Consider the following 23,068-nt stretch of genomic DNA (forward strand, 5'->3'; position numbering starts at 1 on the left):
TCTCCCGCCGGGTGCTGTTCCTCGATAGCCTTTGAGCTTAAGTTCCTGCTCGAACCTAATAATTTCCGTCTACTTTTCAGAGATTTGTGCAATAGCATATTTTGCAGCTAACTGAACTTGTTCATCTTGATCACTTATTTGAGCTACAAGTGCGTCTAATACTTCAGGACCGCCGATATAGCCTAAAGCTTGTATAGCATAACGCCTAACATCATTATCAGTATCATTTAATCACCCTTTATGTCATTCTGTTACAAATCTTCTACTTTTACTATTTTTCCATAGCAGGATTCTTGCGAAAGCTTCTTAATTTTCTCAAACCTGAAAGCATCTATCAGGCAAACCTCGTATTCAACGGAATCAACATCCAGGCGAACTAATAATTTATCCGGGCTAATTACTCGTTTTTGCACTTCTTTTAGAAATCCATTAGGCATTAACTTATACCAGCGGCTTCTATCTTTCCAACCCCAGCCTTCGGTTTCTATCCAATTCCAACGGTTGGCATCAGGTGGTAAGTCTTCCAGCAATTCATCGATATTTTGGGCAATATCGTCAGGTAACTCGATCCTATCAAGCTCCACTAAGCGATTACATTCTCTTAATTCATTCAACAAGGTGTCCCAGAGAATTTCGTGTAAATTCTCTTCAACCTCAACAGCATACCAACCCACACCGTCTTGCCAGGCTCCCTCGTACCTAACACTATGTTCAGGAGTATCCTCTATAATCTCCTTCATCTCTTCTACCAATGAAGGGTCATTGGGTAGCAATTCCCGGGCAAGCTTTAGTAATTTCTCGTGATTATACTGACTCATAAAATGCACCACCTTGTTAAGAAGTGTTTATTAAATTTTCCTTGGTGAAAGTCCCAGAATGCTGCCCAGTGGAGTGAACCCCAGAATAGCATACTACAAACAAATGAGTCAATTTAAGCAATACAAATATCATAGTTGACAACTTAAGCTCCAATGGTGAATACTCTGCCGGGATGTCGCAATCTTATCCATTTGTACAACCTTGAAAATATCAGCAAATCCTTTTGGTTATTCTGAAGGGGCAATCTAATTATCTCAAAAAAATGGATCTGCCGTGCACAGACCCATTGGTAGAAAAGATTTGGTTTGAGTTATCATCTTGAGGTGTCCGATAGTAAACTATCAATAATATAACGTGCCTATTCCTCAGCGGTTACACCGACTTAATCACAGTTTCCAGCGCTATAACGGGAAAAAGGGTTATTTATTGCTGAGCAATAGTCTTTTGGCTTTTGCTGCAACCTGTGATTCCCCCTATCTTTCTAAAAGCGTTTTTTTCAGAGCATGTCACTTTTTTCAAATGAACAACTTTACATATCTATTGCCTTTTAATTCAGGCTAGTGTAAAATTGGCTTTGTACTTCTGACATTGCAAAGCCAAAAGCGGGGCATTTGGGGCTTAAGTATTATATCGTTCTAAGGCATACTGATGTCATACGCCAACAAGGTTCTTCGAGTAAACCTTACAACACGCAAGGTAATCTCTCTCCCCTTACCCGAACAGCTAAAGCGAGAATATTTGGGCGGGCGCGGCATTGCCGTGAAAATGCTCTATGAGCTTCTGCCCAGAAATACCGAGCCGCTTTCCCCTGAGAACATCCTGATTTTTGCAACCGGCCCGCTAAACGGCACGATGGCTCCTGCTGCTGCCAGTGTAACCGCTTGCGCTCGTTCCCCCCTGACCGGACTGTTGGGTATTGATACCGTTTCAGGCTTCTGGGCGAGTGAACTAAAATTCGCCGGCTACGATATGATTATTGTGGAAGGCGCGGCTGACGAACCTGTTTATATCGAAATTGACGATGACCGCTGCGATATAAAACCGGCAGACTGGCTTAAAGGGCGCGGTACTTATGATACGCTTGATTTATTACACCAGCGTTTGGGTGATGATTACAAGATTGCGGTAATAGGGCCTGCGGGTGAGAACAAAGTACCCTACGCCAGTATTCTTTGCGATTATATCGACCCACTTGCTCGCACCGGGCTTGGCGCGGTGATGGGTTCTAAAAACCTGAAGGCTATTGCGGTACACGGCACAAAAGATATTACGCTTTATAATACCGATCGTTTCTTGCAAAAGATGCGGGACATTCACAATAAGGTGAAGAACGATCGCTTATTTGGGGCAATGAGCCGCTACGGTACGACTGAATTGTTGAATGTGTCGCACAGTAACGGCGCGTTGCTGATACGGAACGGGCAGGATGGGGTTTTTAATCGGATTATCGGGGTTAGCCGCAATACAATGGATAACCTATCCCGTAGTCAAGACCGTCGCCTCGCCGAAAGACCTTGCAGCGCTTGTATTATGCCTTGCAAAGCAATTATAGAATCATCTCGTGGTAAACGTCCGCGCCCCAATTATGTAACTATCTCCAATCTTGGTCCGCGCCTTGGTATCAGCAATGGCAATACCATTATCGAAGCGGGTTTTCTATGCGATAATTTGGGGCTTGACCCCATCTCTATGGCAGGTTCGATTGCCTTTTTGATGGAATGTTACCAACGCCGCTTATATGACGAAGATGTGTTGGACTGGGGCAATGATGAGACGGTTCTTGAGCTAATCAGGCTTACAGCATTGCGGCAAGGTACAGGGGAGTTGCTGTCAAAGGGCGTGCGCCAGATGTCTCGTATTATTGACGGTAGCCGCGATTTTGCAATGGAAGTTAAAGGGCTTGAGATTAATGCGGTGGATGGTCGCGCCGCGAAGGGTCACGCTCTGGCAATGGCAATCTCAAATCGTGGTGGTGATACGGCATATCATATGCCACAATTTGAACTGTTGGATAAGACAGAAGCAGAAGCAGAAAACGAATTTATCTTTTCGTCTGCCGCTATTCCTTCGGCATGGCAGGGCAAAGCCAATATGGTAATCTGGCACGAATATTTCGGCGCGGTGCTGGATTCTTCGGCGATTTGCAAGCATTATTCTTTCACCACCTATGCGCTTAAACCTGCGGATGTAGCCGATTTATTGACTTTTGCCATCGGTACGCGCTTTACCGAGATGGATATTATGCTAATCGGTGAACGCATTAGTACGGTGGAACGCTTGTTTAACCTACGCAACGGCATGAACCCACGTTTGGATGATACTCTTCCCAACCGTTTTCTCAGGGAACGCCTAACCGAAGGCAAAGCCAGCGGGCAATATATAGAACTTAACAAGATGCTGGAAGAATATTACATGCTTCGCGGTTTTACTGCCGATGGTATGCCCCGTATTGAGAATTTACAAACGCTCGGCATTGTCAGTGAGAAAACACGCGCCCGAAGATAATAGGCGGGAACTTTTATCTAGCCTTCGGGTTTAAGCCGAGTAGAGCGCTTGATTCTGCGATTCCCACATTTGCCAGTACAAACCCTCCAATTGTAGCAATTGATGGTGTGTGCCGTGTTCTTCTAAATGTCCCCCGCGCAAAACCACTATTTCATCGGCTGTTTCCAACCCTTTAAGACGGTGTGTAATCATAATAGTGGTGCGACCTTGCTGCAAGAGTTGCAATGCTTTTAATACTTCTCGTTCGGTTAAGGCATCGAGGTTTGCGGTAGCTTCATCGAGAATTAGCAATGGGGCATCTTTCAGAAAGGCGCGCGCAATTGCCAGCCTTTGTCTTTCTCCGCCGCTTAAGTTTAAGCCTTGTTCACCCACAAGGGTACTATAGCCCTGTGGCAACGATGAAATAAACTCATGAATCTGCGCCGCTTGGGCTGCTTGCTCTAATTCTTCAACAGAAGCGTCAGAACGCGCTATCTGCAAATTTTCACGAATCGTAGTATTAAAAAGGTGGGTTTGTTGACTGACAACCGCTATATGTTTCAAAAGTTCTTCTTGAGAGAAATTCTTGATTTCCTGCCCACCCACTCGAATACTACCCGATTCATAATCCCAGAAGCGCAATAGCAAATTGGCAATGGTAGATTTTCCTGCGCCGCTCGGTCCAACGATTGCCAAACATTGCCCCTGCTTTAGTTCAAAACTAACCCCCTCCAAAGCCGCCGCTATTCCCGCTTCATATCGGAAGCCTACTTGCTTAAACGAAATATCAAAGCATGTAAGATTTGCAGATGTTTCAGGCTCTGCAATCGGCAGAGGCTTATCGGCGATTTCATGCAATCTTCGCCCCGCTTCTAGGCTTGTGCCGAGAGCTTGCGCAGCGATAGGCAATGGCATGATCGCTTCAAAACTGGCGATAGCTGCCAACGCCAGCAATGCCAGATAAACCCCATCCAGTTTACCCTCTCGCACCTGCGGTATCGCTACAATAAGCATCGTCCATGCGGCAAGGTTAATTAGCAGGTTGCCGAGGCTGTTTTGTAAAGCATTTACCAAAGACCAGCGACTCTGTAGTTTTACAAGTTGGCGATTACTTTCTTGTAGCTTCTGAGAAAATTCAGCTTCACAGCCAAAGGCGACGATTTCCGCCATTCCCTGCAAGCTGTCCACCATTTGAGCGTTGAGTTCGGCGCGAGTCTGTACTAACTCTCTACCGATTGAACGGCTGAGCAAGTAGGTAAGGCAGGGTACGCCAACTCCCGCCAATAGGAAGAAAAACAGCAATGTCAGTGCGAAAAGCGGGTCGAATGCACCCAACAAAAGCCACATTCCGGCGGCAGTTACAGCTGCTACCAACGGTGGGGCAAGCACCCGTCCATAGAAATTTTGCAAAGTTTCGATGTCTGAAATAACTCGCGAGAGTAAATCTCCGCTGCGTTCACGGGTAAGGATTGCCGGGGCAAGTGGCTCGATTGAGCGATAAAACCAAGTGCGGAAACCTGACAATAATCTAAAAGTTACTTCATGGCTGACGTAGCGTTCGAGATAGCGGAAAACGCCTCTTGCTATACCGAAAAAGCGCACTCCCACAATAGCCACGTTCAAGGCAGCGATTGAGGGATGCAGCGCAGCAGCAGAAATCAGGTAAGCGGAAGTGGACATCAAGCCCACTCCGGCAGCAATGGTACAAACGCCCAATAAAACCGCCAATAAAACCCACCACTTTAGCGGGAAAGTCATTTTCAGCAAACGGGCAAAAGTTCTCATGCTGCGTCACCTCGCTCACGGTAAGCTCCCACCAGTTCGCGATATAGCCCATTTTTCGCCAGTAGCTCATGATGTGCGCCACTTTCAATCACGCGCCCCTCTTTTAGAACTAAGATATTATCGGCTCTGTAAACGGTGGATAGCCTGTGCGCGATAATCAACGCGCTCCGCCCCTCAAGCAAGCGGTTGGTTGCTTCCACTATTCGGGCTTCTTGTACTGGGTCGAGGTTTGCGGTAGCCTCGTCCATAATCAGCAATGGGGCGTTACGTAAAAAAGCGCGGGCAAGGCTGATGCGTTGTGCCTGTCCACCGCTCAATCTCGAACCGCGCTCACCTATAACAGTGGCATACCCTTGTGGCAAGGTGGCTATAAAATCGTGTGCATTTGCCAGCTTTGCCGCCTCAATCACTTCCTCAAGGCTTGCGCCCTGCTTCCCAAGCCTGATATTTTCCAATACGCTGGTATTAAACAGGTAGGGATTTTGCGGTATCCAAGCCACTTGCTTGCGCCATTCCTCCGCTTTAATTTCTCCCAACGCCAACCCGTTTACCCGGATTGAACCGGAATCCGGCTCAAAAAAGCGCAATAACAATTGTGCAACTGTACTTTTCCCGCCCCCGCTTGCCCCAACCAGCGCAATTTTCTGACCCGCTTCAATCGTAAAGCTCAACCCTTGCAAGGCGGGACGCTCTCCGCCGTTATAGGCATAATGCACCTGCTCAAATTCCAGCTTTAATGGTTCATTCGGTTCGAAGGCTAGGTATGGATTGGTAGGTTTGGCTTCATTGCTGGCAATTGGCTTATCAAGGATTTCAAAGATGCGTTGCGCTGCCGCAAAACCGGACATCCCGGCATGAAAACGCGCTCCCAATGCTCGAAAGGGCATATAAAACTCTGGCGCAAGCAGTAGCACAAACAGCGCAGATTGAAAACCAATCTGAGCATAGACCAACCGCAAGCCGATTTCCACCGCTACTATGGCGGTGCTGATAGTTGCCCCGATTTCCAATACTAGCGCAGAGAGAAACGCCACTTTTAGCACGCTCATTGTCAAACGTCGGAAACTCTCGCTGGTATTAGCTATGTTCTTTTCCTGTAATTTGCTGCGCCCAAATAGTTTTAAGGTAGTTAACCCTTGCAAGACATCCAGAAAATGGGCGCTCAGCAAACTCATTGATTTATATTGTTTTCTGGTAAGCACTCCCGCCATCCTGCCGATTAATTCCATAAAAAATGGTAGCACCGGGGCGGTAACTAACAAAACAATACCGGATAAAGTATCTGCGCTGAAAACTGCAATCAATATAGTGAGTGGAACGAGTACGGTTATAAAAATCTGGGGTAAATACTGGCTGAATAATGCGTCGAGGGCTTCAATCCCCTCCCCGGCAGTATTGGTAAGCTCGCCCGTTCGTTCACTTCTGGTATAGGCTGGGCCTAATTTGAAAAGATGGGAAAAGAGTTTTTCGCGAAGGTTAGTTTTTACATTTCTAGCTGCTCGGTCTGCCGCTACCTCGCTGCCCCAAACCAGCAAGGCTCTTAGGATGATTGCCAGCAGTAGCAGAAAAAGCCAGTCGCTTACCTGCTCAAGCTTTAGGTTTGAGAGGAATACACCGTCTATTATCTGGCTCATAAAATGAGCTTGCGTAACAGTCAAAATGCCGATTACCACGCTCAAACCGATGGTAATTACAAGATAGCGCCGGGCATTTCCGGTTTGTTGTAACAACCGTTTATCCAGCTTCATTTATCAACAACTCCAGCTATTCAAGCGCACTGCGGGCGCGCTGCATCGCTTAGGGATAGCGGTTCTCCAGTAAAGAGATAAGGTACACCCTAAGCGGTGTACCTTATTTAAGATACTGATTATTTTAGCATACTACTCACTTCAAAGAAGCCGCGCTACTTACAAGTGTCCGTGACTCTTAATACTTACCCGTTTGCGAAATACCCAGTAATTCCACGCTTGATAGAGTAGCATTATCGGCACGAAGCTGATCGCAACCCAACTCATTACCCCTAAAGTGTACTCAGATGATGAGGCATTGTACACGGTCAGGCTGTTCTTCGGGTCAATATTTGAAATCAGCACTCGCGGATACAAGCCTTGGAACATCGCTAGTGTTGCCAGCACAATCGTCAATCCTGTCATTATGAAACCCCAACCGCTGCGGCGGATTTTCACAAAATAGCCACTGGCGAGTAATGCTGCTGCTGCTCCAACCGCCGGAACGCCGGGGTTAATACCCAAGCCCTTGAAAATATCGGTAGCGAAGTAACCTGCTATTACAAAACCTGCTACCAGAATTACTGCCGGTACATAAGCATACCATGTAAATTTATAGGCGCGTTCCAAAATTTCGCCTTCGGTCTTTAACGTTAAGAAGATGCCACCATGTAGGGCGAACAAGGCTACAAAAGCCAAACCACCCAACAAGGTATAGGGTGTTAACAGATCGAAGAAAGTGCCAATATATTGTTTTTTGGCATCAATTTTGATACCTGCCAGCACATTGGCAATTGCTACTCCCCACAGTAGTGCCGGAACAAGGCTACCGCCAAAGATTGCCCAATCCCAGAACTTGCGCCAAGTCTCGTTCTCCTCGCGATTACGAAACTCAAATGCTACTCCTCGAAGTATCAATGCCACCAGCATAACTACCAGCGCAAGATAGAAGGCGCTGAACATAGTGGCATACCAGTTCGGGAAAGCTGCGAAAATTGCGCCACCGGCAGTCAGTAACCAGACCTCATTGGCATCCCAGAAAGGTCCAATCGAGCTAATGACTACGCTTCTTTCTTTTTCGTTCCTGCCTACAAAGGGAAGCAGGATACCCACCCCGTAATCGAAGCCTTCTAGGAAGAAGAAGCCGATAAACAGGATGACAATTAGGATAAACCAGAAAGTATTCAGATCCATAGCATCCCCTCCTAGTATGCGCCCACTAAATCGGCTTCTTCAGAATTTTCCGGCTTGGCGCTGGCATCATCTCGTGCATACTTAGCCAAAAGATATACGTCAACCACTGCTAGTGCGCCGTAAAGCAAGGTGAATATCACAACTGAAATTAGCACCGATTCTGCACCAACTGCGGTAGAAACGCCTTTCTCAGTAGTCATAAGCCCGAATACTATCCAAGGTTGCCGTCCAATTTCGGTCATAATCCAGCCTGAAGAATTGGCAATATACGGCAATGCCATCGCAACCAGCATTAGCTTTAGATACCACGAACGAGTGCTGAGCTTTCTAGATATTACCAAATATAAGCCATAGAGGGAAAGCACTATCATTAAACCTCCCGCGCCTACCATAGCGCGGAAACTCCAGTAAACCACCCATACCGGCGGTATATAATCACCGGGACCATAGGTTTTCTCATACTCAGTTTGAAGGTCATTGATGCCCTTCACTTCGCCTGAAGTATTGTTATATGACAGGATACTGAGCAAGGTAGGGAGTCTAATGGCGAAAACATCTTTGTTGGCATTTTCATCGCCAATGGTAAAGATGGAGAACGAAGCCGGAGACTCTGAATTCCACAGCGCCTCAGCCGAAGCCATCTTCATAGGCTGGGTTTGTACCATATGCTGCGCTTGAGTATGCCCAACCAGCGCTACTAACATGCTAGCGATTATAGCGGTAGCCATAGCAATACTGGCAGATTTGCGGAAAAGGTCAAGATCACCCTTTTTGCGTAGTAAATGCCAGGCGCTGATACCAATTACAAAGAATGAGGCAGTGGCGACACCGGCTGTGAACACATGCGGCCACTGTACCCATAGATTTGGGTTGGTTAAAAGCGCGCCAAAGTCGGTCATTTCTGCACGTCCGTTTCGCAGGGTATAGCCGACCGGTTGTTGCATAAACGAGTTGGCAATCAATATCCAGAGGGCTGAAATATTGCTGCCGACTACTACAAGCCAAATTGAGGCAAGGTGCAAACGTTTATTTAATCTGCCCCATCCAAATATCCAAACGCCTACGAAGGTGGATTCCAAAAAGAAAGCCAGCAAAGCTTCGATTGCCAGCGGCGCTCCAAAAATATCACCTACGAAACGAGAATATTCTGACCAGTTCATTCCAAATTGAAACTCTTGTACGATACCGGTAACTACGCCCATTGCGAAGTTAATCAAGAACAATTTGCCCCAGAATTGGGTCATGCGCTTGTAAGTATCGCTATCAGTTCTCACATATGCGGTCTGGAAAATTGCCACCAGCAAAGACAGACCAAGTGTGAGTGGTACGAAGAAAAAATGATAAATCGTGGTGATGCCAAATTGCCAACGCGCCAGCATTAGAGCATCCATGCCAACCTCCTTATACACGAAACAATGCTTTTGTTTCACAGCTTGCATTGAGGATAGCTCAAATCGGTAAAGGATGTAGTAATATTTAGTAAAAACAAGGTAAAAACTAAATTGAATCGGCAAATTATGCCTATTGGTTTTCCTTATAGTGATGCGCTAGAATTGATTCGTATTATGTTAACTTGTTAAATTATTAACAAGGAGTATAATAAATTCATTGAATGTGATTTTCGTTTAGTGGGCAAAAATTAGTAAGAGAAGATTACTATGAACGAGGATTTGTCAGATGTTCTTGCTTTCTTAACTGATGAGATCTGCTCCAAAATTGCATTGCGGGTACTGGCTAACCCGGCAAAATATACCATTTATAAGAATATCCCTCTAGAAGAATTGCATAATCGTTTTAAAGCCACATTCGTTTACTTTGTAGATTCCATCAGGATAAACTCAGCCAAGCCGGTATTAGATATTATCGATATTAGAATCAGAGAACTCTTGAAAAAAGGGTTTAGCTGTAATGATATTCTAAACATACTGGCAGTTACGATGGAAGAAACTGTACACTGTGCAATACGTAGTAAGCCCGGTGATCCTGCCTTTGCCAATTTTGTACGGTTGCGTATTAACTACCTCACTTCCATTGTAAGAACTCGCCTGATAGCAATCAGCATTGAAGAAAACTCAGCTTCAAAACTAACGAGCTTACCAAATTGACATATTCCGTCTAAATCGCCTAATATAAGCGCTATTATTTAAGCTTAAAAGTCTGGATTTTTACGCTATCCAGACCTTTATGTTATTAGTAGCAGGTAGGATATGAATAATCAATTAGCGGCTGTGCTTCAGGCAAGGCTGTCTGAAATATGTTCTGCTGCTGCTCGCCAGATATTTGAAGATAAAAACCAATTTCCAGCTTACAGCGCTATTTCGTTTGAAACTTTATGTGGGCAACTTAAAAATAGTTTTGATGCAGTTATAGCTTCAATAGATGCTAACAGTAACCGGGTTATGGTAAATTATCTGGACAAGGTGGTAACCGAACGTTTACGCTCAGGGGTAAGCGCTACTGAGATTATGCGTGTTTATGATGTTTGCCACAAGACGATGCTTAAAGAGGTTATTGCTTCTAACCCGGAATACAAGCTGCTAAATGATTCTGCTCGTCAGAAGTTGAATTATTTGAACAAGATTTTGAGGGTACGTCTGGTAGCTAAGAACTCCGAGATTTCAGAGGAGGAACAGTCGCTAGAAAATCCTTCATCTTCGCCGCCTGAAGCTGGGCTGTAATACAAATATGGTTTGCAAAGATTTGAACTTAGCTTGATTGTTGCTATTCATACCACCTCCGCGCTGTGGGTAAGATTAATTCTATATTGAGAGAGGCTAGCGCATGAGTGATCCATCGAATGCGGTTCAACCGCGTACCCTTTTTGAGAAAATATGGGAAAGCCATGTCGTAAGGGAAGAACCCGGTCAGGCTACCCTGATTTATATCGATCGACACCTAACCCATGAAGTGACTTCGCCGCAGGCTTTTGAAGGCTTGCGTGTTACCGGACGGCGGATTCGTCGCCCCGACCTCACTTTTGGTTTGATTGACCATAGTATCCCAACTACTCCGCTGGGAAATTATGGGAAACGTAGCAATGTTCCGGTTATTGACAAAGAAAGTGCCTTGCAGATTGCTACTATGGAGCAAAACGCCGCCGACTTTGGCATTAACTTTTTTGGGGTGGATGATACCCGCAACGGGATTGTACACGTAACTGCGCCGGAGCAAGGCATCACCTTACCGGGAACGACAATCGTTTGCGGGGATAGCCATACCAGCACACATGGGGCATTTGGCGCGCTGGCTTTTGGGATTGGCACCAGCGAGGTTGAGCATGTGCTGGCAAGCCAATGTCTGCTCCAGATGAAGCCAAAAACTATGGAAGTTAGAGTAGAGGGAGTGTTACCGCCCGGTTGCACTGCCAAAGACATTGTACTTTACATAATCGGTGAGATTGGAACGGGCGGTGGCACAGGTTATGCCATTGAATTTACCGGAAGTGCCATTCGCGCTCTTTCTATGGAAGGGCGTATGACCGTTTGCAATATGACAATCGAGGCGGGGGCGCGTGCTGGTCTGATTGCGCCGGATGATACCACCATAGATTATCTGAAAGGTCGTCCCTATGCGCCGCAAGGGGCTAATTGGGATGCCGCAGTGGCACATTGGCGAACCCTTCCCAGTGATTCAGGCGCAGTGTATGATAATGTTGTAGTGCTTGACGCTGCCGCTATTACGCCGATGGTCACATGGGGTACTACTCCCGGTATGGTAGCGCCTGTAACCGGTAACGTACCTGACCCCGAAAGTTTGGAAGATCCAAACCTTCGAAATTCCGCTTATCGCGCCCTTCAATATATGGGATTGACTCCAAATACCAGAATCCAGGACATTAAACTCGCCCGAATTTTTATTGGTAGTTGCACCAATAGCCGTATCGAGGACTTGCGTCTTGCGGCGCGTGTAGCGAAAGGTCGCAAGGTAGCGGAAGGTGTTTGGGCGATGGTCGTTCCCGGCAGCGGTTTGGTTCAGCAGCAAGCTATTGACGAAGGACTTGACATAATCTTCAAGGAAGCAGGCTTCGATTGGCGCGAACCCGGTTGTAGCATGTGTTTGGCTATGAATGGGGACAAACTAGAGGAAGGCGAACGTTGCGCCAGCACCTCTAATCGCAATTTTGAGGGGCGACAAGGCAAGGGTGGTCGAACCCATTTGGTTAGCCCGTCAATGGCTGCCGCCGCTGCTATAGCCGGACATTTCGTAGATGTTCGTGAGTGGGAATTTTAGGAGGATAAAAGTGGAACCCTTCGTTAATCTAAACGGTGTAGTGATGCCGCTTGACCGTGCCAATGTTGATACAGACCAAATTATCCCGGCGAAATATCTCAAGGGTATCAAGCGCACAGGCATGGCAAAAGGTTTGTTTGCAAACTGGCGCTACAAGCCCGATGGTTCGCCTGACCCTGAATTCCCGCTTAATCAGGTGCGTTACCAGAATGCCACTATTTTGGTAACACGTGAGAATTTCGGTTGCGGTTCCTCGCGTGAGCATGCGCCATGGGCTTTGAATGAGCACGGCTTTCGTAGCATCATCGCGCCGAGTTTTGCCGATATTTTTTACAACAACTGCTTTAATAACGGAATGCTGCCGATAATGCTTCCAAATGAGGCAGTGGATGAGCTTTTTGAAGAAATAGAAGCAGAGCCGCGTTTACGAATTCAAATTGATCTGCCCAATCAAACAATTACTGTGGCAGGGGGTAAAACTTATTCTTTCCAATTAGACCCATTCAAGAAAGAATGTTTACTCAATGGGTTGGATAACATAGGTTGGACTCTGAGTTTTGATGATAAAATCGCCGCTTTTGAAGCGGTACGGCGTGAGGCTACTCCCTGGTTATAGGGAAGGGCTACCTAACAAGCGGATGGACAGCTTAGCTCTCAGTTGAAACTGGCTTGCCCATCCGCTTGAAATTTTCCTGAAGATGTGGTATTCTTCTTCTCGCCTTAAAAGATCTAATAAGTAGTGCCGAGATAGCTCAGTTGGTAGAGCATGCGACTGAAAATCGCAGGGTCACCAGTTCAAGTCTGGTTCTCGGCACCATTTGTTTTTATAGCGGTTTTATTCTGCAATGATGTACAACCCCCTAGCACCAGTATCCGATACAGCAGTAATTTACCACGAAGTTTTTAACGAGCGTGGTTTTTCACGGCTTACCCGCTCATGGGAACGCTATCGTGTTGCTCTTCTTAAATTCCGCGAATTGGCTCTTATTGATTCCAACTATGACCCGGCAAATCCTCCTGAGATAAACTCAAGCGGTAGGGTTAGCGTTTACCACCCGGTTCAGGCAACTATCGAAGAATTGAGCATCGTACACGACCCTGCTTATATCCAGTTTGTCATTGAAATGGATGAAAAAGGTGAGGGTATGTTTGACCGAAACGATACTCCTGCTTGGCGTGGTATTTACCGCAGAGCAGCCATGGCAGTTGGCGCTACTCTTTTAGGGGCAGATTTAATTGCTACCGATAGGGTAAAGCATGTTTTTAACCCGGCGGGTGGCTTGCACCATGCTCAATATGATCGAGCTTCCGGCTTTTGCCTGTTCAACGATATAGTAATGGCGGTTCGGCGTTGGCAAAAGCAATACGGTTTTGAACGTATCGCAATTCTCGATGTAGATGGACATCATGGCGATGGTACGCAGAACTTGCTGTATCATGAGCCAATTCTGACCGTCTCGCTGCATATGTACGATGGGCGTTTTTTTCCGCGCACCGGAACGCTTGAAGAGCGCGGAAGTGGTAAGGGTGAAGGTTATTGCCTTAACTTACCTTTCCCCCGCTTTACCACCGATGCAGAATATCTGAAAGGTTTTGATTTGGCGCTTGAAGCGGTGGAACGCTACAGACCACAGGCTATAATCTTGCAATATGGCGCGGATGGGCACTATACCGATCGAATGTCGGGTTTGAAGCTATCCACCAGAGCCTATGAGTATGTGGCGGAACAAACACATGCATTGGCTCATCGGGCTTGTAATGGACGCTTATTGGTAGTAGGCGGTGGTGGCTACGAACCGGAGGTTGTGGAGCGGTGCTGGGCAATCTTGCTGGCACAACTTGCCGGGCAAAAAACTGTTTCTGCCGCCGCTTACACCGCTTTGCATGACCCACTAACCGACATGCCACAACCTAATCCCGATTCGATAGCACAATCCAGCCAAATGTTGAGCTTGGCTAAAGACGTTTTAGATTCTATGAATTTAAGGTAGCGCCTACTTTATACCGATACCATAGGTATAAACCAGTTCCCCACCATAGTAGCCCGTTGCCGACAGAAACCCAACCGCCACCAATGCGCCCAGAAGATACACTACTAGAAAAAAGACAGGCACAATTTGGGCACGTGCGAAAATAGCACCCAGAAAAACTATCGGGGAATTCTTGAGTTCTGCAAGTTTCTGTTTGTCACGCAATAAAAACCAACCCCAAATTGCCAACCTGAACATGATTAATAAGCCAAAGGCAACGATTGTTAAATTTGCAAACAGCTTGTGGGTTTCATAAACATCGGTAGAAGCGCCGCTGCGTCTTATCGCTGACATGAAACGTTCGGCGTTTTCTTCCCCGGTTTGGCGAGTTACCAAAGCGGTAATGCCACCAACCGCCATTAATACCATTTCCACCACCCGCAACCAACCGAGCTTTGGAAAGCTTGCAACAAACCCGGCTACAACACCGGCAATTAATAATGCTATGGGAAAATGAACAAGTAAGGGATGCAGAGGAGCGCCATAGGGGGTCATAAAATAGTTCCTCCAAGGTTTAACTAAATATAACAAAAGCTTGAATGTATCTGCTAAAATGGTATTATACTGCTAAAGTAAGCTTATTGCTTTAGTTTGGTAAAAAAAGTATTGGAGTAGGTTACCTCAAAAAGGGTAGGCAAATCGTGGCAACTAAAAAAGGTCAAGCACTGGCAAAATACGCCCCGTTAACTCAAAACGAGCAGGTAATGCTCCAGAACCTGCGTAGAAGTACGGTCATCGGTGATTTTGTAGCCATCTGCCGAACTGATTATGTTCAGCCTTATTGGGACCTTTGGGTTACCGGCTATAACTATTACTGGACTGAATGGTTATTTTTGGTGAAGAACTTATTGCAAAGCCCGGATGATCTTTCGACTCTGGTTTATTTACCGGAAGATTTGGGCGAAGTATATCTGGTGGATGTCCCTGCACAAGCGCCAACCCTGCAACACCTCACTCAAAAAGGGATACGCGATTATGAATTGTCTTCCGGTTACGAGGCTGCGGTTAATCGAGAATTATTGAAAGATTATGGTGTTGAGCCGTCCCGCTCTGTATTTCATTCGGTTGACCCACAGACTGGCGATTGGTGGACGGTTCTAGATCAAGGCTTATCCGTGAAATACAACAACTTCGAGGTGGAATTTAACGGCGTGAGCTATAAATATAGCTTCCCAAAAGATGTAGAAGCCGCCACCGCGATGTCTATGAGCTATGCCACTAGGCGTGGCGCTTATCCTATGGAAGAAAGCCTCAAAGCTAACCAGAAGTTCGATATTGTTCCGGCAATACCGGATGGAAAAACGGCTAACATTTGGGTGCGCGAGTTTTATGCCGACCCGTCACAGAATGCCCCTTTTGAGATAATGAGTTTCCAATGCACCCAGATGCCACCCGAATCTATTACTCCCGGCGAGCCTTCAGTGCATTTTAATCTGTCTTTTGGCAACCGTATAAGCCTAGATGCCAGCGTTGCCGATTACCTAGCGCGTAAATACGTCCAACTGGGCTTACGCAGCCCCTCAGTACGTTTTAAGAGTGTTTATTAAAGCTATCTATTCTTCAGGGAGATGGTGATCCGGCAGATTATTTTGTACATGATCTAGATGGTAAATCACTTCATTGAAAAGATTGCCAACGTGGTTATCATCTATCGAGTAAAAAATTGTGTTTCCTTCGCGCCGGAATTTGACCAGCCGAATATCACGCAATCCTTTTAAGTGATGTGAGACGCTGGAAGTAGAACTACCCACTACCATAGCAAGATCGGTTACCCTTAGCTCATGACGGGTGAGCGCGAGGATGATTTTGCAGCGGGTAGGGTCAGAAAGTGCCTGAAATATGCGCGCAATAATACCCATCTCTTCATTGCCGGGCATTGCGGCACGCACTTGTTCTAGCGTGGTTTCTTCATTTTCAAATGGAACACGGTGCTTTAGCACCAAAAGTTCCTCCATGCACTAAAATTTCCAAGAAAATCTAGAGGGTATACTAATTGAGTGGGCGGACGCTGTCAATTCGACTTCACTTTGCGCCGGATTTTTAGCCTCTATTGGAATTACTCTGCTTAGTTTGTGTTCAGCACTCTTTCGAGGGTTTGTTTTAGTTCTGTTAAAGTGTAGGGTTTAGACAATACACCCTTAAAGCCATGCTCGTAGAAATTAGACATCACTGCACTGGTGGAATAGCCACTGGATACAATAGCTTTAGCTTCCGGGTCAATTTCAAGCAGTTTTTTGATTGCTTCTTCTCCACCCATTCCGTCAGGTATAGTTAGATCCATAATAACAACCGCGACAGGCTCATCGGATAGCTGCTCTTCTTTATAAATTTTGAGAGTTTGTTTCCCATCCACCGCTTGCAAAACTTTATAACCCAATTTGGTGAGGGCGCGCTTTAGCAAGTTACGTACAGCCGACTCATCATCCATAACCAATACTTTGTATGCGGTTGGTTGGGTTCGTGAGCTTAGTGGTTCCATATCCGAATTCTGAGTTAAACCTGGTAGGTTACTATTATAATTAGTCCCGCTTTTAGTCTGTGATTCTGTGACAAGTGCCTTATTGTTTAATTCAGCAGCTTTATTTGGTGAATTGTTTTCTAATTCGGCTAACGTGTCCCGCAGAAGCTGGTTTTCCAAAATCAAGTCACTTACGGATTTGTTATTTGCTGACATTATAGTCTGTGCCATGTATTTTATAATGACTTAATTTTATTAGTGATTATATATATTCATTTAGGTAAATTTATAAATCCATTATATCTCAGTTTCTTATGAACTGTATTATTGAAAATGTAAAAACTAACATAACTATTCACCCCCTAACCCCCTCAAGGGGGAAAAGAGAGAGGGTGAGTTCAAGGGGACACCCCTTGCGACCCCGCACAGGGATTGCACCCCTGAGAACCCCGCTTGGATTCCGTTAGTTACATAGGTCTATTTTCTATCTGCCTGAATTGTTACAAACTAACATAACAATTGATTTTTGATGTTTTAGCTTATGCCAACTAAATTCAAAACTCGGCTTCCATTGACATCACCTGCAAATAGGGCTACTATAAAATTGAGGGAAAGTATTATTACTTCCCCTGTAATGGGGAGTAACCGCCCGCTGGTACGGGCTAGATAGTCGTCAGCACGGAGTATATCTCCCGGCTATCTGGAAGCGCTTTTTGTAAGGTGCTAACGGTGAGACCATCACGGCTTATTAGCGTGTGATGGTTTTTTCTTTTTCAGGAAAAGCCTGAACTAGAAAGGAGTATGTCCAGATGCCAACCCAAGTTATAACCTCACCTTCAACCCCTCCTACCAATTCAATTCCATGGCACACCCTTGAGCAAAAAGAAATAATCGCTCACTTCGAGGTAAATCCTGAAATCGGCTTTTCTCAAACAAAAGTTGACCAACTTCTGCTTGACTATGGCGCTAATGAATTGTTGGATAAAGGGGTTAAACCCCCCCTAAAAATTTTCTGGGAACAACTTACGGCTGTAATGGTGCTAATCCTACTGGCTGCCGCCGCGCTTTCATTATTTCTAAGCAAATTTCTTGAAGCCGGTTCAATATTAGCAATAGTTATCCTGTTTACCATTTTAGGTTTTGTACAGGAATATCGCGCTGCAAAAGCTATTGCGGCTCTTAAAAAGCTGGCTGTTCCGGCAGTACGGGTTTTTCGTGATGGAAAACTGGTTGAAATAAGCGCACGTTTCCTTGTTCCGGGCGATATTATTCTGCTAGAAACCGGCAATCTTCTTCCAGCCGATTGCAGAATTATAGAGAGCTTTAACCTGCGAATTCAGGAAGCTGCCCTTACCGGGGAATCAGAACCGGTAGAAAAAACTACTAGTGCCCTTGCAAATGCAGATTTACCTCTGGCAGATCGTCTCAATATGGGGTACATGGGTACGCTGGTAACTTATGGTCGTGGCAAAGCGCTGGTGGTTGAGACCGGAATGCGTACCGAGCTTGGCAAGATTGCCTCGCTTATTCAGAGCGTCAAAGAAGAGTTAACCCCCCTTCAGCAAAAGCTGGATAAAGTGGGTAAACAACTGGCGCTTGGTGGGGTGGCGGTGGCACTTCTAATAATGGTATTGGGTTTGTTGACCGGAGAAGAGCTTACCAAAATGTTGCTTACCGCTATCGGGGTGGCGGTGGCGGTGATTCCCGAAGGTTTACCCGCAGTTGTAACTATAACATTGGCGCTAGGAGCGCAGCGTATGCTCAAACGCAATGCTCTGATTCGCAAGTTACCTGCCGTTGAAACGCTAGGCTCCGTGACGGTTATTTGCTCGGATAAGACCGGCACGCTCACCGAGAACCGGATGGTAGTACAGATAATTGATGTTGCAGGGCATCGTCTTGAAGTAGCAAAGCAAGCTATCGCTTCACAGCAACCTGTTGGGGTGACAATGTTGCTGGCGGCGGTAACCCTATGTAATGATGCACATCTTCAGACTGCTGAAAATTCGGAAAATTCTGGGATTATCGGCGATCCTACTGAGGGGGCGCTATTGCTGGCAGCTTTACAGGGGGGAATGGTCAACGATGAATTGCTGGATAGCATGCCGCGAATCGGTGAATTACCCTTTGATTCTAGTCGCAAACGCATGACTACCGTCCATCATTGCCCCGATAAGCTTTTGCCGAAGGAAGTGTTAAAGGTCTGGCAAGCTATCCCTCAAAATCGCTACCTTGCTTTTACCAAAGGCGCGGTGGACTATCTGCTAAAGGTTTCCAGCCATGTTTGGCTTGAAAATGCGGTCAAGCCGATGGATTCTGAAATAAGGCAGCGAATACAAGTTGCTGGAGATGCGCTATCTGCCAGCGGTATGCGGGTGTTAGGTGTAGCCTATCGGCATATTAATCATACTGACATTAAGGAAGAAGACGAATCTGGCTTAATATTTATTGGGTTGGTTGGGATGATAGACCCTCCCCGCGAGGAAGTTCGTGAAGCCGTTACACGCTGTAAAACTGCTGGAATACTTCCGGTTATGATTACCGGCGACCATCCGCTTACTGCCAATTATATAGCGCGCGATTTGGGTATTACTACCGAAACCACCGTACTGACAGGCGATGAATTATCCAAAATGAACGAGCAGCAACTGAATGAGGCAGTTGAGAATGTATCGGTTTTTGCGCGGGTTGCGCCTGAACACAAGCTTAGAATTGTACAAGCATTGCGAAATAAAGGGCATATCGTAGCCATGACCGGAGATGGAGTAAATGATGCTCCCGCTTTGAAAAAGGCTGATATTGGCGTAGCAATGGGCATTACCGGCACCGATGTTGCTAAAGAAGCCTCTGATATGGTACTCCGGGATGATAATTTTGCCACAATCGTGGCGGCGGTAGAGGAAGGACGGGTTATCTATGATAACCTGCGTCGCTTTGTAATGTTTTCGGTGGCGGGGAATATCGGCAAAGTGGCAGTAATGCTGTTCTGGCCCCTACCGTTTGCGTTATCTGGTTTGAAAGTGGAGACAACGGTGGCATTATTACCCTTGCAACTGCTCTGGCTAAACTTGATGACCGATGGTTTGTTGGGCTTGAGCATGGGCATGGAAAAAGCGGAAAAAAATGTTATGAACCGACCACCCAATTCACCTGATAGCGGTATTTTCAGTGGGGGTATGGGTTTACGGGTGAGTTGGATTGGCGTGGTGATTGGGCTAATCGCTCTGGTAGTGGGCGTGGTTTACAATATGTTAGGTTTCCAGCAATGGCAGAGCATGATTTTTACTACGCTTGCCTTCTTGCAAATATTTCAGGCGTTGGCTACCCGCTCAAATTACGATTCACTTTTCAGCATCGGAATCTTCAGCAACCGGGTGATGTGCTATATCATTGGTATAATGGCGGTTTTACAGGTTGCGGCGATTTATACCCCCTTGTCAGTTTTTCTGGGGCTTAAAGAATTATCGCCGCTCGATTTCCTGCTTAGTGTTGCTTTGAGCGCTATATTACTGGTAGTAATTGAGTTTGTTAAGCTCTTCAAACGACGACGGGCTGGATTAATTCCCGGCTAATAGTCGTCGTCATCCTCCTCATCGTAGGAATGTGCCGGGTTGATTTCACTGATTGCCCCTTCGCGGCGGCATAGGAAAATCAGCCCGGCATTTTCTTTTCGGTCAACTATAATCTGGTCGTTTTCAATAAATTGGCCGTCCAGCATCATCAATGCCAATGGGTCTAGCAATAACCGCTGGATTGCGCGTTTCAATGGACGCGCCCCGTAAACCGGATCATAGCCCTGCTCAACCAAATATTCTTTCGCTTGCTCGGTTAATTCTATTTCGATATGTCTATCAAGCAATCGCTTGCGCACTGTTATTAATTGCAACTCTACAATCTGACCAATTTGGCGGCGCGAAAGTGATTTGAAGATAATAGTTTCATCCACTCGGTTCAGAAATTCGGGGCGGAACTGTGCGCGCAAAGCCTGTGTCACCAATGCACGCATCTCCTCAGCCTGCCCCGGTTGTAAGTCGATAATATACTGGCTACCGATGTTTGAAGTCATAATAATGACGGTATTCTTGAAATCTACTGTACGCCCTTGCCCATCGGTGAGGCGACCATCATCAAGAATCTGAAGTAACACGTTAAAAACATCCGGGTGTGCCTTCTCAATTTCATCCAGTAGCACTACACTATAAGGTCTGCGCCGTACCGCTTCGGTAATTTGACCCCCTTCATCGTAACCGACATAGCCGGGTGGCGCGCCGATAAGTCGTGAGACGCTGTGCTTTTCCATATACTCGCTCATATCAATGCGTATCATTGCCTTTTCATCATCGAAGAGATATTCGGCAAGTGCGCGGGCTAGTTCGGTTTTACCCACTCCGGTAGGTCCGAGGAAAATAAAGCTGCCTAACGGACGATTGGGGTCTTGCAATCCGGCGCGGGCGCGGCGAATTGAATTTGAGATAGCCCGTACTGCTTCGCGCTGTCCTATTACTCGGTCATGCAAGCGTTCTTCCATGTGTACCAGCTTTTGCATCTCGCTTTCCATCAAGCGGCTTACCGGTACTCCCGTCCAACGCGAAACCACTTCGGCAATATCTTCCTCATCCACCTCTTCTTTTAGAAGCATGCCTTGTTTTTGCAGTTCTTCCAGTTTTTCCTCTTTGCCTTTAAGCTCATTTTCTAACTGTACCAATTGCCCGTATCTAAGCTGTGCCGCTCGTTCATAATCCGCGCTACGTTCGGCTTTCTCTGCTTCGAGCCGGATGCTTTCTAGTCGTTCTTTAAGGCTGCTTACCGCTACAATTTGTTCTTTCTCTTGTTGCCAGCGCGCCCGCATACCTCCGGCGGTTTCTTTCTGGTCGGCAAGCTCTCTTTCGATGTTTTCAAGACGTTCTTTGCTGGCAGCATCCTTTTCTTTGCGTAGGGCTTCCCGCTCAATTTCAAGTTGGGTGATACGCCGTTCGATTTCATCAAGCTCAACTGGCATACTGTCAATCTCGATGCGTATTTTAGAGGCGGCTTCGTCCACCAGATCGATTGCTTTGTCTGGCAGGAAGCGGTCGGTTATATAGCGATTGCTTAACATAGCTGCTGCTACCAATGCCGAATCCTTTATTCGCACCTTGTGATGCACCTCGTAACGTTCTTTCAAGCCTCGCAAGATGCTTATGGTATCCTCTACGCCCGGTTCGCCTACCAACACAGGCTGGAAGCGTCTTTCCAAAGCAGCATCTTTTTCAATATGCTTGCGGTATTCATCCAGTGTGGTTGCCCCAATGCAATGCAATTCACCTCTTGCCAGCATCGGTTTGAGCATGTTTCCGGCATCCATCGCGCCTTCGGCTTTTCCTGCGCCCACCACTGTATGCAGTTCATCAATGAACGCAATGATGCGTCCATCCGCTTCTTGAATTTCTTTTAGCACCGCTTTTAGACGCTCTTCAAATTCGCCCCGGTATTTTGCGCCTGCCAGCATTGAGCTTAAATCAAGGGAAACAATACGTTTGTTTTTCAGTCCTTCCGGCACATCGCCCCGCACAATCCGCAACGCCATGCCTTCTACAATCGCGGTTTTACCGACTCCCGGTTCACCGATTAGCACGGGGTTATTTTTGCTTCGGCGGGATAGCACTTGTATTACACGCCTAATCTCAACATCACGTCCGATTACCGGGTCGAGTTTTCCGCGCCGTGCCAATTCGGTAAGATCGCGCCCGTATTTTTCAAGCGATTGATATTTCCCTTCAGGATTGGCATCTGTCACTCTTTGATTCCCCCTTATCGCTGCCAGCACTCCATAAATGCGTTCACTCGTTACATTAAAAGATTTTAGAATCTGATAGGCGGTGCACCCTGAATTATAGAAACCCTTGTCAGATTGTTGGTTAACCAACGCTAAAAGCAAATGTTCAGTGCTGGTGTAGTCATCTTTCATTCTTCTGGCTTCATCAGCCGCTATCTCAAGAACTTTTCTAAGGTGTGCGGATGCGAAAATCTGGTTGTTAGCATTATAAACCTTTGGTAATCGCTCCAAAATGGCGTTTATTTCATTTGTTAAAGCATTAATATCAACCCCAAGTTGACGCATTATTTCTGGCACTACGCCATCCGGTTGTTGCAAAAGCGCCAGCAAAAGATGTTCAGGTTGGATTTCGCTGTTATGGTAATTTTGCGCTATGCTCTGCGCCTCTATAACCGCATCTTTAGATTTCTGAGTAAATTTATCTGTATCCATTCTACATTTCTTTCTGTTTGAATTAGGGAATAATATTGTAGATGATACTACGGCTATTTTAGGATTGCCAATCTAAAAGCATGGGCGACAACTT

General features: G+C 46.2%; 17 protein-coding genes, 1 tRNA gene and 1 pseudogene. 9 read left to right on the forward strand and 10 right to left on the reverse strand.

The window, feature by feature from the left end; translation table 11 throughout:
- Positions 1–69: 69 nt before the first annotated feature.
- Both OZ401_RS25860 and OZ401_RS02440 read right to left on the reverse strand, forming a co-directional pair.
- A pseudogene (locus OZ401_RS25860) lies at positions 70–219 on the reverse strand (HEAT repeat domain-containing protein); the annotation flags it as partial.
- 32 nt (positions 220–251) lie between these two features.
- Positions 252–818 (reverse strand): DUF6630 family protein, encoded by a 567-nt coding sequence (locus OZ401_RS02440; protein WP_341469125.1) that lies wholly within the window; start codon positions 816–818, stop codon positions 252–254.
- Between the two features lie 649 nt (positions 819–1,467).
- On the opposite strand from OZ401_RS02440, the gene OZ401_RS02445 reads away from it, so the two are divergent.
- Entirely contained in the window at positions 1,468–3,324 is a 1,857-nt protein-coding gene (locus OZ401_RS02445; protein ID WP_341469126.1) for an aldehyde ferredoxin oxidoreductase family protein, read from the forward strand.
- Positions 3,325–3,354: 30 nt separating this feature from the next.
- Here OZ401_RS02445 and cydC read toward each other — a convergent pair whose 3' ends face one another.
- The 4 genes from cydC to OZ401_RS02465 form a co-directional block, all read right to left on the reverse strand.
- Positions 3,355–5,088, reverse strand: a complete 1,734-nt coding sequence (gene cydC / locus OZ401_RS02450) for a thiol reductant ABC exporter subunit CydC (RefSeq protein ID WP_341469127.1) — start codon at positions 5,086–5,088, stop codon at positions 3,355–3,357.
- Positions 5,085–6,836: a thiol reductant ABC exporter subunit CydD gene (cydD, locus tag OZ401_RS02455; RefSeq protein ID WP_341469128.1), complete on the reverse strand. Its 1,752-nt coding sequence runs from the start codon at positions 6,834–6,836 to the stop codon at positions 5,085–5,087. The genes cydC and cydD overlap by 4 nt, the downstream gene beginning before the upstream one ends.
- Before the next feature lie 159 nt (positions 6,837–6,995).
- Entirely contained in the window at positions 6,996–8,009 is a 1,014-nt protein-coding gene (gene cydB, locus OZ401_RS02460; protein ID WP_341469129.1) for a cytochrome d ubiquinol oxidase subunit II, read from the reverse strand.
- 11 nt (positions 8,010–8,020) lie between these two features.
- Positions 8,021–9,400: a cytochrome ubiquinol oxidase subunit I gene (locus tag OZ401_RS02465; RefSeq protein WP_341469130.1), complete on the reverse strand. Its 1,380-nt coding sequence runs from the start codon at positions 9,398–9,400 to the stop codon at positions 8,021–8,023.
- Between the two features lie 267 nt (positions 9,401–9,667).
- On the opposite strand from OZ401_RS02465, the gene OZ401_RS02470 reads away from it, so the two are divergent.
- The 6 genes from OZ401_RS02470 to OZ401_RS02495 all read left to right on the forward strand — a co-directional run bounded on the left by OZ401_RS02470 (position 9,668) and on the right by OZ401_RS02495 (position 14,230).
- Positions 9,668–10,114, forward strand: coding sequence for a hypothetical protein (locus OZ401_RS02470; RefSeq protein WP_341469131.1), 447 nt, complete (start codon positions 9,668–9,670; stop codon positions 10,112–10,114).
- Positions 10,115–10,216: 102 nt separating this feature from the next.
- Positions 10,217–10,687 (forward strand): hypothetical protein, encoded by a 471-nt coding sequence (locus OZ401_RS02475; RefSeq protein ID WP_341469132.1) that lies wholly within the window; start codon positions 10,217–10,219, stop codon positions 10,685–10,687.
- A 103-nt stretch (positions 10,688–10,790) separates the two neighbouring features.
- Entirely contained in the window at positions 10,791–12,239 is a 1,449-nt protein-coding gene (leuC, locus tag OZ401_RS02480) for a 3-isopropylmalate dehydratase large subunit (protein ID WP_341469133.1), read from the forward strand.
- Positions 12,240–12,249: 10 nt separating this feature from the next.
- Positions 12,250–12,855, forward strand: a complete 606-nt coding sequence (gene leuD, locus OZ401_RS02485; RefSeq protein WP_341469134.1) for a 3-isopropylmalate dehydratase small subunit — start codon at positions 12,250–12,252, stop codon at positions 12,853–12,855.
- Between the two features lie 125 nt (positions 12,856–12,980).
- A tRNA-Phe gene (locus tag OZ401_RS02490) sits at positions 12,981–13,056 on the forward strand.
- A 28-nt stretch (positions 13,057–13,084) separates the two neighbouring features.
- Positions 13,085–14,230, forward strand: a complete 1,146-nt coding sequence (locus OZ401_RS02495; protein WP_341469135.1) for an arginase family protein — start codon at positions 13,085–13,087, stop codon at positions 14,228–14,230.
- Positions 14,231–14,233: 3 nt separating this feature from the next.
- Here OZ401_RS02495 and OZ401_RS02500 read toward each other — a convergent pair whose 3' ends face one another.
- Positions 14,234–14,764, reverse strand: a complete 531-nt coding sequence (locus OZ401_RS02500) for a DUF2231 domain-containing protein (RefSeq protein ID WP_341469136.1) — start codon at positions 14,762–14,764, stop codon at positions 14,234–14,236.
- Between the two features lie 146 nt (positions 14,765–14,910).
- Here OZ401_RS02500 and OZ401_RS02505 point away from each other — a divergent pair, with 146 nt between their 5' ends.
- The gene (locus OZ401_RS02505; protein WP_341469138.1) at positions 14,911–15,816 is read left to right on the forward strand and encodes a hypothetical protein; all 906 of its coding nucleotides are present in this window, start codon (positions 14,911–14,913) and stop codon (positions 15,814–15,816) included.
- A gap of 6 nt (positions 15,817–15,822) precedes the next feature.
- Here OZ401_RS02505 and OZ401_RS02510 read toward each other — a convergent pair whose 3' ends face one another.
- Positions 15,823–16,224, reverse strand: coding sequence for an ArsR/SmtB family transcription factor (locus tag OZ401_RS02510; RefSeq protein ID WP_341469139.1), 402 nt, complete (start codon positions 16,222–16,224; stop codon positions 15,823–15,825).
- Between the two features lie 110 nt (positions 16,225–16,334).
- Positions 16,335–16,748, reverse strand: coding sequence for a response regulator (locus OZ401_RS02515; RefSeq protein ID WP_341469140.1), 414 nt, complete (start codon positions 16,746–16,748; stop codon positions 16,335–16,337).
- 788 nt (positions 16,749–17,536) lie between these two features.
- Here OZ401_RS02515 and OZ401_RS02520 point away from each other — a divergent pair.
- The gene (locus tag OZ401_RS02520) at positions 17,537–20,299 is read left to right on the forward strand and encodes a cation-translocating P-type ATPase (RefSeq protein WP_341469141.1); all 2,763 of its coding nucleotides are present in this window, start codon (positions 17,537–17,539) and stop codon (positions 20,297–20,299) included.
- Here the strand turns inward: OZ401_RS02520 and clpB are convergent.
- Positions 20,296–22,974, reverse strand: a complete 2,679-nt coding sequence (gene clpB, locus OZ401_RS02525) for an ATP-dependent chaperone ClpB (RefSeq protein WP_341469142.1) — start codon at positions 22,972–22,974, stop codon at positions 20,296–20,298. The genes OZ401_RS02520 and clpB overlap by 4 nt on opposite strands.
- Positions 22,975–23,068: the final 94 nt, after the last annotated feature.

This window comes from Candidatus Chlorohelix allophototropha (genome assembly GCF_030389965.1).
Lineage (GTDB): Bacteria > Chloroflexota > Chloroflexia > Chloroheliales > Chloroheliaceae > Chlorohelix > Chlorohelix allophototropha.